This is a genomic window from Ruegeria sp. CF1, from assembly GCF_056537445.1.
This window is the reverse complement of sequence record NZ_JBQFRN010000007.1, coordinates 49880-65955: the sequence shown is the minus strand read 5'-3', so window position 1 is coordinate 65955 and position 16076 is coordinate 49880. Positions and strand designations below refer to the sequence as shown.

General features: G+C 56.1%; 14 protein-coding genes. 12 read left to right on the top strand and 2 right to left on the bottom strand.

Translation table 11 applies throughout. The annotated features are described in order from the left end of the window. Positions 1-6: 6 nt before the first annotated feature. Genes ACRZ96_RS13495 through ACRZ96_RS13485 form a run of 3 tightly spaced genes read left to right on the top strand, consistent with a single transcriptional unit; the run spans position 7 to position 3097 of the window. Positions 7-1425, top strand: coding sequence for a gamma-aminobutyraldehyde dehydrogenase (locus ACRZ96_RS13495; protein WP_480814735.1), 1419 nt, complete (start codon positions 7-9; stop codon positions 1423-1425). Further along, on the top strand, positions 1425-2165 hold the full coding sequence (locus tag ACRZ96_RS13490) for an SDR family NAD(P)-dependent oxidoreductase (protein ID WP_480814734.1): 741 nt from the start codon (positions 1425-1427) through the stop codon (positions 2163-2165). The genes ACRZ96_RS13495 and ACRZ96_RS13490 overlap by 1 nt, the downstream gene beginning before the upstream one ends. After that, positions 2165-3097 (top strand): 3-hydroxyacyl-CoA dehydrogenase NAD-binding domain-containing protein, encoded by a 933-nt coding sequence (locus ACRZ96_RS13485; RefSeq protein WP_480814733.1) that lies wholly within the window; start codon positions 2165-2167, stop codon positions 3095-3097. The genes ACRZ96_RS13490 and ACRZ96_RS13485 overlap by 1 nt, the downstream gene beginning before the upstream one ends. Here the strand turns inward: ACRZ96_RS13485 and ACRZ96_RS13480 are convergent. Next, a complete protein-coding gene (locus ACRZ96_RS13480) occupies positions 3075-4106 on the bottom strand; it encodes a GlxA family transcriptional regulator (protein WP_480791449.1) in 1032 nt (343 codons plus the stop codon). The two genes, ACRZ96_RS13485 and ACRZ96_RS13480, sit on opposite strands and share 23 nt — an antisense overlap. A 167-nt stretch (positions 4107-4273) precedes the next feature. Between ACRZ96_RS13480 and ACRZ96_RS13475 the strand changes: the two genes are divergently transcribed. Beyond that, positions 4274-4603 (top strand): alpha/beta hydrolase, encoded by a 330-nt coding sequence (locus ACRZ96_RS13475; protein WP_480791450.1) that lies wholly within the window; start codon positions 4274-4276, stop codon positions 4601-4603. An 88-nt stretch (positions 4604-4691) separates the two neighbouring features. Here ACRZ96_RS13475 and ACRZ96_RS13470 read toward each other — a convergent pair whose 3' ends face one another. Continuing rightward, complete coding sequence (locus ACRZ96_RS13470; RefSeq protein ID WP_480707342.1) at positions 4692-5636, bottom strand: alpha/beta hydrolase; 945 nt, start codon at positions 5634-5636, stop codon at positions 4692-4694. Between the two features lie 119 nt (positions 5637-5755). Between ACRZ96_RS13470 and ACRZ96_RS13465 the strand changes: the two genes are divergently transcribed. From ACRZ96_RS13465 to ACRZ96_RS13430, 8 genes are all read left to right on the top strand, one after another. Then, the gene (locus tag ACRZ96_RS13465; protein WP_480707341.1) at positions 5756-6346 is read left to right on the top strand and encodes a TetR/AcrR family transcriptional regulator; all 591 of its coding nucleotides are present in this window, start codon (positions 5756-5758) and stop codon (positions 6344-6346) included. Between the two features lie 425 nt (positions 6347-6771). Beyond that, positions 6772-8010 (top strand): hydroxymethylglutaryl-CoA reductase, encoded by a 1239-nt coding sequence (locus ACRZ96_RS13460; protein WP_480772097.1) that lies wholly within the window; start codon positions 6772-6774, stop codon positions 8008-8010. Next, positions 8007-8918 carry a UbiA family prenyltransferase gene (locus ACRZ96_RS13455; protein WP_480707338.1) on the top strand — a complete coding sequence of 304 codons (912 nt, stop codon included), beginning with the start codon at positions 8007-8009 and terminating at the stop codon, positions 8916-8918. The genes ACRZ96_RS13460 and ACRZ96_RS13455 overlap by 4 nt, the downstream gene beginning before the upstream one ends. Then, positions 8915-11371 carry a PEP/pyruvate-binding domain-containing protein gene (locus tag ACRZ96_RS13450; RefSeq protein WP_480814732.1) on the top strand — a complete coding sequence of 819 codons (2457 nt, stop codon included), beginning with the start codon at positions 8915-8917 and terminating at the stop codon, positions 11369-11371. Before ACRZ96_RS13455 ends, ACRZ96_RS13450 begins: the two co-directional genes overlap by 4 nt. Beyond that, positions 11364-12464 (top strand): DUF3419 family protein, encoded by a 1101-nt coding sequence (locus tag ACRZ96_RS13445; protein WP_170802190.1) that lies wholly within the window; start codon positions 11364-11366, stop codon positions 12462-12464. Before ACRZ96_RS13450 ends, ACRZ96_RS13445 begins: the two co-directional genes overlap by 8 nt. Next, positions 12461-13792, top strand: a complete 1332-nt coding sequence (locus ACRZ96_RS13440) for a hypothetical protein (RefSeq protein ID WP_480707334.1) — start codon at positions 12461-12463, stop codon at positions 13790-13792. Before ACRZ96_RS13445 ends, ACRZ96_RS13440 begins: the two co-directional genes overlap by 4 nt. Next, entirely contained in the window at positions 13789-14634 is an 846-nt protein-coding gene (locus tag ACRZ96_RS13435) for a hypothetical protein (RefSeq protein ID WP_480707332.1), read from the top strand. Before ACRZ96_RS13440 ends, ACRZ96_RS13435 begins: the two co-directional genes overlap by 4 nt. Beyond that, positions 14627-16048 (top strand): AMP-binding protein, encoded by a 1422-nt coding sequence (locus tag ACRZ96_RS13430; protein ID WP_480814731.1) that lies wholly within the window; start codon positions 14627-14629, stop codon positions 16046-16048. The genes ACRZ96_RS13435 and ACRZ96_RS13430 overlap by 8 nt, the downstream gene beginning before the upstream one ends. Positions 16049-16076 lie beyond the last annotated feature (28 nt).

Genomic DNA, 16076 nt, shown 5'->3' with positions numbered 1-16076 from the left:
ACGCATATGCAGACGAACATGTTGATCAACGGTGAAATGGTTGAAGGCACCGGCGATGCCTTGAACATCCTGAACCCTGCAACAGGAGAGGTTATTGGTACCGCAAAAGAAGCCAGCGATGCACAGATCGAGGCGGCGGTGCGCGGCTCAGCAGAGGCATTTGAGACCTTTTCGGTTACGACCCCTGCAGAACGCGCTGCAATCTTGCTTCAGATAGCTGATGTTATCGAGGCGAACAGCCAGGAGTTGGCAGAACTTGAGAGCCTAGATGTGGGAAAACCCTGGCCATCGGCTCATGATGATGAAATGCCGCTGACGATTGATGTCTTTCGCTTTTTCGCCGGGGCTGCGCGCACCATGATGGGGTCTGCCTCTGGAGAGTATGTCGCGGGTCATACGTCGATGATCCGGCGCGACCCCATTGGCCCTGTCGCAGCCATCGCCCCTTGGAACTACCCGCTGATGATGGCGTCCTGGAAGATTGCTGCACCAATTGCGGCAGGATGTTCGGTGGTGTTGAAACCGTCCGAGATCACGCCGCTATCTACTCTGCGACTTGCAGAACTGTTACAAGATGTTCTGCCAAAAGGCGTGCTTAACGTGATCCATGGTCGCGGGCCCGGCGTGGGGAATGCCCTGATGAACAGCCCACAGATGGAAGGGATCAGTGTTACGGGTTCTCCGGCGACAGGCATGGCTGCAATGCGGGCTGCTTCCCAGAAAATTAAACACGTTCATCTGGAATTGGGCGGCAAGGCGCCAGTCATTGTCTTTGATGATGCTGATCTCGATGCTGTGGCCGAGACGATCCGATATGGCAGCTACTTCAATGCCGGTCAGGACTGCGCACAGCCTTGCCGCGTGATGGTTGCAGACAGAGTTTACGACAAACTTGTGGCCGCGATTGCCGATCAGGTTGGCCAGATCCAGATCGGTGCACCGAAAGCTCAAGGAACGGAAATGGGCCCGCTTGTCTCTGCGACACAGCGGGATCGTGTAGCGGGTTTTGTGGATCGCGCGCGCAGCAGCTCTGAAATCGTTTCCGGTGGGGTGTCTGGCGAAGAAGACGGCTTTTTCTACCAGCCGACAGTCATCGCCAATGTCGACAACACTGCAGAGATTGCCTGCAATGAGGTTTTTGGACCCGTTGTAACTGTCTCTCGGTTTTCTGAGGCAGAAGATGCGTTGAAGACCGCCAACAACGGACCTTACGGGTTGGCCTCATCGGTTTGGACACGAGATGTTGGGAGAGCAATGCAAATGACGTCCAAGTTGCGCTATGGATTCACCTGGGTAAACACGCATGGGGTTGCGACCCCCGAGATGCCATGGGCCGCGATGAAGGGCTCAGGCACGGGCAGCGATATGTCGGTCTATGCGCTGGATGCTTACACCGCAGTCCGTCACGTTATGGTGGCACACTGATGCAGTTAGCTGGGAAACGCGCCTTTGTTACAGGCGGCAAACAGGGCATTGGTCGCGGCATCGTTGAGGCCTTCGCAGCCGAAGGTGCGGCTGTCGCCACCTGCGGGCGCGGCCCTAAGCCAGATGATCTACCGGATCAAGTAACCTGGTACACGCTGGATGTATCCAATCCCGAAGCGGTTGCACGTACTGCCCGAACAATCGGCCTGGTAGATATCCTGGTAAACAACGCCGGCGTTCAGGTCGAAAAAACAGTGACCGAAAGCTCAGACGCGGATTGGGATTTGGTGATGGGAGTAAACGCACGAGGCGTTTTTAACTGTTGCCGCGCCCTCATTCCGAAAATGTCTCAGGGTGGTTCGATCATCAACATTGGTTCGATCTCGGGCAATGCCGCTGACCCATCGATGGCGCTCTACAATGCTTCAAAAGCCTTTGTGCATGGGCTTACACGCTCTATCGCGGTGGACCATGGACCTGCGGTGCGCTGCAATGCAATCTGCCCGGGATGGATTGAGACGGGCATGCTGGACGCAGCATTCGAACTCGCCCATGACCCGGAAAAGGCTAGATCAGACGCGCTGGCACGCCATGCGGTCAAACGCTTTGGTAAGCCCGCAGACATTGCTGCGATGGCTGTTTGGCTAGCTTCTGACGAGTCGTCTTTTGCGACTGGCCAACTGTTCACTGTGGACGGTGGTATGACAGCGGCCTCCCCCCTGAATCCGGGACTGTTCTGATGTCGGAAATCGAAAGAACCGCCATTCTCGGAGCCGGTGTCATCGGGGCAAGCTGGGCAGCGCTGTTCCTCGCGTCGGGTCGCAGCGTGACCGTATTTGATCCCGATCCGAACGCTGAGGCATCCGCCCGTAAATACATTGAAATGGCGTGGCCTGCGTTGGAAGAATTGGGCCAAGTTGGCCACGCCACCCGAGATGCGATCACCTTTGCACCGACCGCAGCTGAGGCCGTGCGAAACGCGCAGTTCATTCAGGAGAATGTGCCCGAGCGGTTGCCGATCAAACATTCCACCTATGCGGAAGTTGAGCCAGAGTTGAGCACTGATGCAATAGTTTCAAGCTCAACATCCGGCCTAACACTCGAGGCTCTCCAACAGGGATGGCGCGATCCGAGTAAGCTCATCTTAGGTCATCCGTTCAACCCGCCACATCTCATTCCGCTGGTCGAGTTGACGGCGAACGACGCCACCGGTTCAGATGTTCTGAACCGAACAGAGACGTTCTACGAAGACCTGGGCAAAGTCACGATCCGGATCAAGAAGGGCATGCCCGGACACGTCGCAAACCGCTTACAAGCTGCAGTATGGCGCGAGGCCGTCCATATGGCGATTGAAGGCGTTGCCAGTGTCGAAGACATCGATAAAGCGATGTGGGCCGGCCCCGGATTGCGGTGGGCCGCGATGGGTCCGACGACGCTTTTCCATCTGGGTGCTGGCGACGGCGGTCTGCGGGCCTTCTGTGACCATTTCAAGGATACATTCAATGGCTGGTGGGACGACCTGGGCAACCCTCGTCTTGATGAGGATGTCATCAATAAACTGGTCGATGGCATTAACGATCAAACTCAAGGGCAAAGCACCGAAGAGTTATCAGCGCAACGCGACAAGATGCTTACGGCGATGCAAAAAGCTACCCAACACCTTCGGACTTAATATCAGGCTTGAACATTGGCCACGCGCGGAACTCGAATGGAGTACGGCCTTCAATACGGTCTGCAGTTGGTGTGAGGCCAAAACGGCTTCGATATGCCCGGCTGAAATGAACTTGCCCGTTAAATCCTGATGCTTCTGCAATCTCGCTGAATTTCAGCTCTGTTTGGGTTACTAGTCCACGCGCGCGATCAAGGCGTATGTCACGGTAGTACTCGATCGGCGACTTCTGGACATATTGCCGAAACAATCTGCTAAGTTGTCGTTGCGAAATCTTCAACCTCGCTGATATTTCAGGGATCGACAAAGTGGCTTCCAAATGTGCCTCCATCAAGTCGATCGCGTCCCTTACCACCCCAGAGGTGACATACCCCAGTGGCTCCACGTCTTTGGGGTTCTGTGATTGGCCCTCACCGCGTACATTGTGATGAAAAAGATATCGCGCAGATGCATTGGCGATACTCTCACCATCGACAGAGTGCACAAACCGCAAACCCAGATCAGTCGCTGCGGAACCCCCGCAACAAGTGAACATCTTTCCATCCATAACAATCATGTTCTCTGACACTGTGGTATCATGGGCCATTTCAGCAAAGGCATCGATGTGCTCATAGTGAACCGTCGCTGTCTTGCCGTTAAGCAGTCCAGCAGCCGCAAGAACAATCGCACCAGTATCCAAGCCGCCAACGATTGCTCCGCACGCCTCCCACTTCTGAAGGGCCACCTTAAACTGAGATGTTCCGTGACGTTCAGGTGACCAACTTGTACTCACCAGAACCAGCCAGGGCTTGCGCCCCGTCACGGCCGCCAATGGGGCAGTGTCAACGACTAGGCCGCTGCTAGACTCAACTGGTCCACCGAGGTCCGAGACATAGGTCCAAGAAAATCGAGCCGAACCTGTCAGGTAATTGGCTATTCTGAAAGGATCCACGAAAGACGTAGTCGCCGAAACATTGAAATGCGGACTCACCAGGACAACGATATCTAGCTTGCGATCAATTGGATGGATCATGGCCGATTCTGTAAAATGGAGTCCAAAATTGTCAATTGTGTTTCGCAGGAGTGCAAAAGTTACCAATTCACGGGCTCAGTGTCGTGATGCACACCATGACGGAATGCCTCAAATACATTGATGACGTGAAAGCGTTTGTTTGCACGCAACCCGCGTCCATCAATGTCATGTCAAAGGTATCGATGGACGCGATGGGGCTGGCTGCGTTTCATAACGTTCTGGGCGAAGAGATTGAAAAGATTAAAGGCTTGCCCTTGGACAAAATGACCCCTCATCTTCACGCCAAAAACGTTACCATGCCGACATACACTGTGCAGAACAAGGATGATGTCTGGACGATCCCCGAAGACGTTCAGACCACTTTTGACCTGAATCCGGGTGAAGAAAAGAAACTGCACTGGATCGAGGACGGCGATACGCGGCGCTTCATCGGCTACAACTTCTTCGGGGAACATCCCGAAACGATGATTGAGTTCTTCGACAAGCACATGGGATGACGGTAAAATTCCCGAGTGCACGATCAATTGATACGCGCTCCATCAATCGAAATGGCGGAGGTCACGGAATGACCTCCGCCTAATCTGTTTATCTGCCAAAGAATTCAGCAACAGCGTCCGTCGACGCCTTCACAGCATCTGGCTTGTAGTAGAAGTCCACGTGGCTGAATTCATCGAAAGCCAACTCCTCATGTTCATTCGTCAACTTCGCGACAAATTGGGTGGAGCACGGCGCTGTAAAGGCCGTGCTGCTGTAGATGGTTAGGGACGGCTGCACGATCTTATCGGCATAAGCCTCTCCAATGGAAATCAGAGACTGCATGCCCTGATCGCCGATATGCATGTTGGTATAGGTCGGAACCGCAACCGGGCCTTTGACTCCATCGCGTCCGTAGTAGTCATAGGATTCTCCGGCCATCGGGTTGACACCCGATCCAACAAATTCTTCTCGGGTTTGCTCATCATTTAGCCCAAATGGTTCGACATAATCCGGCTCGCCGGTTTCATACATCTTCTGCATCGAGGCGTTCGAGGCCGCGATTTGCTGATTGACCATATCGCGGTCGGTCCATTGAAAACCATCAGCCGCCATCATGCCCGACACCATGGCGATCTTCTTGATGCGATGATCGGTCACGGCGGCGGATGCGATGATCGAGCCGCCTTGGCAAACACCCAGACCGTAAATCTCGTCAACGAACGGCAGAGTGCCGAGGTAAGACACGGCGTCCCAGGTGTTTTCGATCAGCCGGAACATGTAGCGGGATTGCTTGTACTCTCCGGGCAGCGCAGGGGACGAGCCCATGCCGAGGTAATCGAAACCGAGGTAGATGAAACCCCGCGCGGCCATTTCCGGCCCGTAAGTAGCCGGGATCTGATCTTTGACCTGAGGGAACGGGCTGGCCCCCACGATGGCCTTGTAGGTCTTGGTCTCATCAAAGCCTTCGGGCAGGTAGAGATCGCCCGCCAAATCCACGCCAAAGGATTTGAAGGTGACTTCGTTTTTGCCCGCTGTGAGATTTTGAGTTGTCATGGTCTTGGTCCTTTCGGGATCAGGCAGCATTGCGCCTTGCTAAAGTAAATCGTTGTGTTTACTTATGGTGATGGGCAGTGTTTTGTAAACATGTCTTTTTACTTTTTGAGGCTGAAATCTTGAAGCGCACTGAAAAAAAACGAAAAGATATCATCGACGCAGCCATCGATGAATTCAAAGAACAGGGGTTTCTGGGGGCCAAGACCACCTCCATTGCCAAAAAAGCGAACGTATCGAGTCGCACGCTCTACAATCACTTCGAGAGCAAGGAGGCCCTTTTCGAGGCGATCTCACAGATCATGCTGGAGCAGAACCGGAGCATGGAGCCAGTGCCCTATGATCCGGATCGAGACTTCGTTGAGCAACTGAAGAACGCCTTGTGGCGCTACATTGGGGTGATCACCGATGAGACCGCCATCGGATTGAACCGGATGGTCATCTCAGAATTGATCCGTGACCTTGAACGTTCCCGGCAATTCTTCACTGAAACAGCAACACATGATTACCCAATAACGAGGCTGATCAGCGAAGCCATGGATGCAGGCGTGATCCGAAAGGCTGATCCGGTTCTTGCGACCAACCAGCTTCTGGCGCTTGTAAAAAACTTCTTCTTCTGGCCAGAGTTCTTCCTTGGCGAGAACCCGACGCCCAAAGATGTATTGGACGATTGCGTCGCGATGTTTCTGGCACACTACAAAGCAGACGTTTGATCGGTCATCACCGAAACAGATCTTGGATGGCGGGTTCTTGCACCCACCGTGTGAATGACGGCATAGTAATGAACCGAGTAGCTCGCTGGTCATAATGTTTGATGCGAGATCTGGTTGTACCTCAGGTAAAGAGCAAGGCATCTGAAAAGCACCCCCAGTTTGAACGCTTAGCGTTTAGTTTCAAAAGGGTTACACTCCCTTTTTGCGATGCGTGTCGCGCCAAGATCATCGTCCTAAGGCCTACCGGAACTTTCAACTGCGACAAATGCGAGACCCTTTAGGATCAAACACTTGATCGATGAACATTTGACTGGATTTCGATCAAACGACTGATAACTTGCCTCGCAGCGGTTTTTGGTTGCAACAGCGTTGCACAGAAAATCTATTGGAGCGCGCTATTGGTAATTCCGTTTCATGTCCGGGAAATGCTTCAACGCATAAAAGCACGATTTGATGCTGACCAGATACCTCAGCAGATGGCGCCAAGCGATGCAGAGTTTTCAACCTTACGCCCATCTCGCAAGCCGACCAAGGAGATGGTCGCACGATTCTGGGAGAAGTTGAAACCAACGGCCAGCGACAAGGATCAGGCACAAATTGCAGATTCGGCGGCTATCGAAAATGCCGAAACCTATGGCGCCAATATCGAGAATTTCATCGGGACGGTTAAGCTTCCAGTCGGGGTTATTGGCCCCTTACGCCTGAACGGAATGAACGCCAACGGCGACTTTCATGTCCCCCTCGCAACAACCGAGGCAGCGCTGGTCGCATCTTATGCCCGGGGCGCCTACGCCGCCACTCGGTCGGGCGGTATCAGTACCGCTGTTTTATACGAAGGCGTGCTGCGGACCCCGGCCTTTGTGTTCGATAGCCTGCTAAGAGCGGGGCAATTTGTGGATTGGGTGGTGACCAATGTTGACATGCTCAAATCTGCGGCCGAAGCGACGACCCGTCATGGCAAGCTTGTATCGCTGGAGCCATTCATTGACACCAACGTCGTTTTCCTGATTTGCCGCTATACCACTGGTGATGCTGCAGGTCAGAACATGGTGACAATCGCCACCGACGCCCTTTGCCACGCAATCGCGGATAGCTGTCCTGTTGCGATTGAGAACTGGTATGTCGAAGGTAATTTCTCGGGCGACAAAAAGGCCTCGGCGCTGGGGTTGGTGACGGGGCGCGGGCGGAAAGTCAGCGCCTCGGTTACGCTTCCGGCTGAGATTGTCGAAAAGACACTGGGAACGACGGTCGAGGCGATGCTGGACTATGGCCGTGTCGCCAATCTGGGCGCACATTTGTCTGGCCAGTTTGGCGCACAGGCGCATTATGCCAACGGGCTGGCTGCGTTCTATATCGCAACCGGACAGGACGCGGCCTGCGTTGCCGAAAGTGCAATGGGCGTCACGCGTATGGAACCTAGGGGCGGCGATCTATTCTGCTCGGTTACGCTTCCGAATATCCTTGTCGGCTCGGTTGGCGGCGGAACCGGTTTGCCAAGCCAGGCAGCAGCACTGAACATACTCGGTCTACGGGGCAGCGGGTGTGGCACGGCTTTGGCCGAAGTTGCTGCGGCCACGTGCTTATGCGGCGAAATCTCCATTGTCGCCGCGATTGCTGCCGGTCATTTCACCCGCGCCCATGAAAGTCTGGCCCGCCACAGATGAGCTTTCAGAACCGATTTTGGATTTACCAATCCGAGCGCTTTCCGCTTAAGAAAACCGTCCCCCTGTTGCTGGTGTTTTCCTCGGCCAGCATTTGTGTGTCTGCCCGTCTGGCAGACCGCCCCTTGCCCGAGTGGCCTGCCTTTGCCGCCGGTTTTGTGCTGGCCATGGCGCTGTTCTTCCAGATGCGGGTCTGTGACGAGTTCAAGGACGCCGAGGATGACCGACGTTACCGACCCAACAGGCCAATCCCACGCGGATTGGTCTCACCAGGCGAAGTTTTGAGCTTGGGCTTATTGACCATTCCAATTGCACTTGCGGCTGCCTGGTTCTGGCACCCGTCGGTTTTGTGGCTGTTGGGCGCGGTTTGGATCTGGCTCGCTGCGATGACAATTGAATTCGGTGTCCCGGCCTGGCTGAAGGCCCGGCCGGTTCTGTACCTGCTCAGCCATATGGCAATCATGCCCTTGATCGATCTATTGCTGACTGGCCTCGAATGGCTGCCGGCAGGCGGCGCGGCACCCTCAATATGGCTGTTCCTGGCGTTGTCCTTTGTGAATGGCTGCGTCCTTGAGATCGGGCGGAAATTGTGGGCGCCCGAAAACGAGATCGAAGGGGTCGACACCTATTCCTCCCTATGGGGTCCGCGTACGGCGGGACGTATCTGGATCGGCTGCGTTCTGTTATCCTACGCGCTTCTCGCCGGCACAGGAAGCGCCACCGGGGTTGGCTGGCCAAGCGCCCTGATCGGCACACTGGCGCTGGTTCCCTGCGGGGTTGCTGTATTCCACTACAGTCAGACACCCACTGAGAAAGCACAAAACAGGATGGACGCTGTTTCCGGTCTGTGGGTATTTTTCAGCTATGCCACGGCTGGTTTCCTACCCTACCTGATCGGAGCCGTAGCATGACTTTCATCGTCGACCAAATGGATGCCAACGACATCTCTGTGGTTGGAGGCAAAGCGGCAGCCCTGTCGCATCTGTCACAGCACGGGTTTTCCCCGCCCGCATTCTTTGTCATCACAAATGACGCGTTTCGTATGGGGCAATCGGGCCCGATCGCGCAAAAAGGCCTGCGACCGGCGGTGTCCACCGCGCTTGAAACACTCGGGTCCGGGCCTTACGCGGTACGCAGTTCTGGCCAGCCCGAAGATGGCGTGGACCACAGCCATGCAGGACAGTTCGCAACGGTCCTGAATGTTCCCGGCAAGAGTGTGATCGCGGCGGCCAAGCAGGTTTGGCAATCCGGTTTCTCATCAACGATCGAAACCTACCGCGCGGTCAAATCCGGTGGCGAGGCCGAGGCCCCCGCAATCATCGTGCAACGCATGATCGATGCCAAAGCGGCCGGGGTAGCCTTTTCCGCCGATCCGGTCAGTGGCCGGCGCGATGTGGTCGTGATCTCAGCGATTGACGGGCTTGCAGAGCAGCTTGTGTCGGGGAAAGCGGACGGAGAAGACTGGGTCATCGATGCAGATGGCGTACCGGAAAGCGCTCCTGACGCCCCTGCACATTTGACCGTCACGGAGGCGCGATCCATCGCGGCCCTCGCCCGAAAGGCCGAGGCGTTATTCGGTTCTCCTCAGGACATCGAATGGGCCATTGATGCGCAAGGGCTGCATATTCTGCAGGCCCGCCCGATCACCACGGCCCTGCGCCCTGCCCCGCTCGAAGATCAGACGCTTACCATTTTCGACAATTCCAATATCGTCGAAAGCTATCCGGGCATCGTCAGCCCGCTGACTTATTCCTTTGCCCTGCACGTGTATTCTCAGGTATATCGCGCTTTCGTTAGGCTGCTGGGCGTGTCCCGGCACACGGTCGCGCTGAACCCCACTGTGTTTGACAATTTACTGGGGCGGGTGGACGGGCGCGCCTATTACAATCTGATCAACTGGTATCGCGCGCTGGCACTGTTGCCCGGGTTTTCACTGAACCGCAACTATATGGAAACGATGATGGGCGTTTCTGAACCGATGCCGCGTGAGGTCACGGATGCTCTTGCCCCACCCCCCACCACCGGCTGGCACAAGATCGTGGAGTACGCGAAACTGGCCAAGGTTGCGGGCGGCCTGATCTGGCAGGCCATCCGCCTACCGCAGACCCGGCGTGATTTTTACCGCAGGCTGAACGACATATTACAGACGGGGCTGAACGTGGATGCCTCTAACGCGACCCAACTGGCTGCGGAATACCGGCGCATTGAAAGCACTCTGCTGGATCGGTGGGATGCCCCGCTGATCAACGATTTCCTGTGCATGATTGCCTTTGGCGGCTCGCGCAACCTGCTGCAAAAGTGGCTGGGCGAGGCCGGGTTGACCCTGCACAACGACCTCATGATCGGGCAAGGTGATATCGTTTCGGCGGAACCCGCGCAACGCATCGCCCGGATGGGAGAGTTGGTTCGGCAGGCAGGGCTTGCCGCTCCTTTGAAGGCCAATGCAAATCTGTCGGTTTTGTCAGGACACCGACAAATCGAAGCCGAGGTTGATGCGTATCTTGAGAAGTTCGGCGACCGGTGTACGGAAGAGCTCAAGCTAGAAAGCGTTCCGTTACGCGATGACCCGACCAGTCTGTTGCTGGCCATTGCAGCCAGCGCTGAACGTCCACCTTCCGGGCGTCAGGACGGCGATGAACCGGACTGGAAGGCTCTGTTTCCGTCAAACCCACTCAAACGGTACTTCGCCAAATGGATTTTGGGCTGGACCAAGGCGCGGGTGCGCGACCGAGAAAACCTGCGCTTTGAACGCACGCGCATATTTGGTTATGCGCGGCGCGTGTTTCTGGGCATCGGCCGCGAATTCGCTGCGCGTGACCTGCTTTCATCGCCAAAGGATGTATTCTTCCTGACAACACATGAAGTTCTCGGAGCAGTCGAAGGTTATAGCCTGACATCTGATCTGAAAGGCATCGTTGCGCGGCGCAAACTGGAAGACGAAGCCTCGTCCCGACGCCCCGACCCGCCGGAACGCATCGAAATCCGTGGCCCCGCCATCGCGCCGGTCTGGTCCGAGAGCGTAGACGCCGAGGTGGACCCTGCACGGATGAAGCAGGGCACGGGCTGTTCCGCAGGTCAGATCAAGGCGCGCGCGCGCGTGATCCGCGACCCGCGCACCGAGGCCTTGAACCCCGGAGATATACTTGTGGCGCGCCACACCGATCCGGGCTGGATCGCCGTATTCTCGAACGCATCCGCCATCGTCGTCGAACGGGGATCTCTGTTGTCACATTCTGCGATTGTCGCACGCGAACTGGGTATCCCCTGCGTGGTTGGCCTGAAAGGCGCCACAAACTGGATCGAAGATGGCGAGATGATCCGGGTCGACGGGGCAAGCGGTGCGGTGGAACGCTGCGATGGGTAGCAGTGAGATTGAGAAAAAGGCGGATTTCGACCATATCCGCTATGCCCAACTGTGGGAAGACGCGGATGTTCTCACCTCCGCCCTGGGCGATTGTGCGGGCAAGACATTGGTCTCCATCTGCTCTGCCGGGGATAATGCGCTGGCAATGCTGACACTCGATCCCGCGCGCGTTGTAGTTCTGGATCTTTCACCGGCCCAGATCGCCTGCCTTAAGCTCAGGATCGCGGCCTATAAGGTGCTGACCCATCCCGAATTCATTGAACTCACCGGCTCGCGGCGAAGTACCCGACGGGGCGCATTGCTGAACCAGGTTTTGGAAGCCACAGATGCCGAAACGCGCGCGTTCTGGCGGACTCTGATCACGGAAGTCGAAAAACACGGCATCGGTGGCGTCGGCAAGTTCGAGCGTTATTTTCGCATCTTTCGAACTTGGCTACTGCCTCTTGTGCATTCACGCCGAACGATTGACGCAGTGTTTGTACCCCGCTCGCCCGCAGAGCGACAGTCGTTCTTCGACACACGGTTCAACACGGTGCGATGGCGTCTTTTGCTGAACATCTTCTTCTCTCGCCTCGTCATGGGTCGCATGGGCCGGGACAGTGCGTTTTTCGATCATGTCGAGGGTAGCCCGGCCCAACATGTCGCCCGCCGCATCCGTCATGCGGGGGTCACCACCGATCCCTCGCAAAATCCCTATCTGCACTGGATTCTCAAAGGCGATCATGGCGACGCGCTGCCAATGGCGTGGCGTCCCGAGCATTATGAGACAATCCGATCCCGGTTGGATCGTCTCGACATCCGCCTTGGATCGCTTGAGGCTTTTGTGTCGACCGACGAAAAAGCCAGAGGATTCAACCTGTCCGACATCTTCGAGTACATGTCGCCCGAGACCTTCCATCAGGTTTACGGGTCGATCCTGACCGCTGCAGAGCCAAATGCCCGACTAGTCTATTGGAACATGATGGCACCCCGGAGGGTTCCGCCGGAATTCAGAAACAAGGTTGAAACCCTGACCGACATCGAAACACAGCAGAAGGCCCGCGACATGGCATTCTTCTATTCGGATTTCGTCGTCGAAGAGTTTCAACCGTGACTGTTATTGGGCAGATTCTGCTGGCGGCGGGGTCGGTGCTGGCTCTGGTCGGCGTAATGATGGTCATACGCCATCTGGCCAATACAGCGGGCCTGAAACCCGAAGTGCAGCGCAAGCTTATGCATGTCAGCACCGGCCTATTTGCGTTGCTGCTGCCCTGGTTGTTTCCCGATCGCTGGCCGGTTTACATGCTGATTGCGGCCACAATCCTGGTGATGCTGGTGCTGCGCCTGCCTCGTTTTTCGTCGGGTCTGGGTGCAACTTTGCATGGTGTGGATCGTACGTCCTACGGCGACTTTCTGCTCGCCCTGTCAGTTGGGCTATGCTTTCTGCTAGCCGGGGAAAACACGCTGTTCTACATCCTGCCAATCGCCGTTCTAACACTGGCGGATGCAGCCGCTGCGCTTGCCGGGACCACGTATGGAACCAAACGCTACGTGGTAGAAGATGGCGACAAGAGCTTAGAAGGGTCCGTGGTGTTTTTTGTCGTAACGCTATTGGTTGCGATCATCTGCTTCTTGTTCTTATCGAAACTCCCGCCATCTAACATCATGATGTTGTGCCTTATGGTTGCGGCTTTTGGCACATTGGTCGAGGCACAAAGCTGGCGTGGGTTTGACAACCTTTTCCTGCCGCTTGGCTTGTTGATTTTCCTAAACGGCCACTATTTCAGCTCTTTGGCAGAGCTCGCCCTGTTGGCCGCCATGTTCTTTGCCGCCCTTGCCAGTTTTGGCGTGGTGGGAACCAAACTGGGCCTGACCAAACATGCGACCCGTGTGTATGTTGTCGCGGTTTTTTTGCTACTGGCCGCCGCAAAGCTGCAGAACACAGTACTGCCGATCATGGTTCTTGCCGCACATGGCTGGGCGCGTACTGCGTCGCCTTGTGACAGTAGGTACCCCGATCTGGATATCATAGCCGCCTTGGGGCTTTTGGGGTTCGGTTGGCTTGCGGCTGGAAATGCAACGGGATGGGATGCAGTTTCCTTTTTTGGGCTCAGTGCGATGGGGTTAGCTATGGGGCTCACTGCTGTGGCGCTGCGTCCCATTCCTGTTGTTATACCACTTGCTGCGGCTGTCCTTTATTTCATTCGGACTTGGGCTGTTTCCCAGAATTCTGAACAGTCGAACTGGGTCGAACCGCTGACGGTACTGGCCCTGTTCTCATTAGCTTGTTCAGCCGCAGCGCCGTTGCTCCGACCACATTGGTTCGAAAAAGATAGGGTGCTCAGGCTGACGCTATTGGCCCTCGCGCCGCCGTTGCTTTATTACGTTTGGATCGTTGCTGGATCGCTAAGTGCTGGGTTCTTTGCCGGAGTTTTTTCATGACCAAAGAGAACATCAGAACGGCGGATGCAAAGCTGACCGTTTATCTGAACGGTCCGAACTGGGAAGGCGCGCGCGCCGCGACCTTCGGCGATTTTTCCTGCAAAACGTCCGAAGCCGGTGCCGAAATCCTGCGCAAAGGGATCGAGAGGGTGCAAGACGCAGGCCTGGATCGCATCATCGGGCCGATGTCAGGCGATACCTGGCACAGTTACCGGTTCGTCTCGGATAGCGACGGGTCCGCTCCGTTCCTGATGGAGCCTACCAACAAACTTCATGAGCCGGGGGTTTTCCAGTCGGCAGGATTTACAGAGATCAGCCGGTATTTTTCGGCCCGGGTGCCGTTGCGGACCGCCGCTGGATCAGCACCGCCAGAAACCGATGGTTTTGTCGTGGAAGAATGGGATGGAACAGACCCCGAGGCCCTGTTTCGTCAGGTCTTTAAACTTTCAATCCGTGCGTTCTCAAACAACGCGTTCTACAAGCCGATTGCCGAGGCAGATTTTCTGGCCATGTATATGCCAGTTGTGCCGATGATGAAGCCCGACCTGATCCTTTTTGCGCGCCGCCATGACGGGACATTGGCCGGGTTTCTGTTTGGCATTCCCAATTATGCCGAAGGCCCCAATCCGGCATCCGCAATCCTCAAGACCTATGCAAGTCTCGAACCGGGCGCCGGACGGCATCTGGCTCACCGGTTTCACAAGGCGGCGTTCAGGATGGGGTACGAAACCGCCATTCATGCGCTGATCCATGATGACAATACCTCCGCCGACCGCAGCGCAGCGGAAGGCGCGACAATATTCCGGCGCTATACCTTGCTTGGACGGAAGCTGAATGGCTGACCTGCTGTCCCAATTCGCCGCGGCGGTTAAACGGGTTCCTGACCGGACAGCCATAGTGGACGGCAAGGGCCGCGAGATCACCTTTCAAACCCTGCGCACGCGCGTTCAGCACTTGGCAGGTCGGTGGCAGGACAAGGGTATCCAGTCAGGTGATCGCGTGTTGTTGGCCATGCCTGTCAACGCGGACCTATATGCGAGTCTGGCTGCGCTTTGGACTCTTGGCGCAACCGTTGTCTTACCAGAGCCAGCCTTGGGGCTGGCCGGTCTGCGCCACGCCGCCCGAACAACGAAGCCAAAAGCGTTCTGTGCAGCGGGTGCGTATTCTTTGCTGAAATTTCTGGTTCCGGATCTCTGGGCCCTACCCCTGCTGACGCCTGGTAAAAGCCGCAGCAACCCGGTGGCGCAAAAGGTACAACCGGACGATATCGCCCTTATTTCCTTTACTTCTGGTACTACTGGCCAGCCCAAGGCCATTCCGCGCTCGCACGCGTTTCTGATGGCGCAGCACGATGCCATCGCACCCCTCCTCGACAGCCGCAAGGCCGAGCGCGATCTGGTGGCCTTTCCGGTGTTCACCCTGATCAATCTGGCGGCCGGGCGCACAAGTGTTTTACCGAACTGGAGGTTTAGCAAGCTGGACCGATTGTCGTCCGTGCAGTTGGAAAGTTGGCTTCAAACGCAACAGATCACCCGGGCCCTCATCCCACCATCGCTATGTGAAAAACTGATTCAATCCGACGATACCGGACCGTTGCACACGGTGTTCACCGGCGGCGGTCCGGTGTTTCCGAATCTTGTCGAGGCGTTGAGAACCCGGCACAGTCTGTCGGTTGTGTGCGTCTATGGGTCGACCGAGGCTGAACCGATTGCCCATCTCGACGCCGCGGATATCACTGTGAAGGATCACCACGACATGGCTGTTGGAAGGGGTCTTCTTGTGGGATACCCAGTGCCCGAAATCACGCTCCGCATCCGCGACAATGAAATTCAGGTCGCCGGCGCACATGTGAATGACGGGTATTTGGACCCGACCCACTCGAAGAACAATAAAATCGAAGAAGGTGGTGTCATATGGCACCGGACCGGTGACGCTGGCGCGCTGGATGATGACGGGCGTTTATGGTTATGGGGGCGCGTCGAGTCCGAAATTGAAGTCTTTTCAGGTACGCTCTTCCCCTTTGCTATCGAAGTCGCGGCACAGCGATGGCCAGGTGTAGATCGATGCGCGCTCGTCAATACCAAAGCAGGCCCCACACTTTGCGTCCAAGGTTCCGCGGATCACATCGACGATTGGAGTGAATCTGCGCTTGGTTTTGGCGTTCCAAATGTGATTTCGATTAAGAACATCCCTATGGACAAGCGTCATGCCTCCAAAGTCGATCGTACGAAACTTACACGCATAATAGAAACCTGACGCAATATGGCTCGTAGGCCACTGAGCC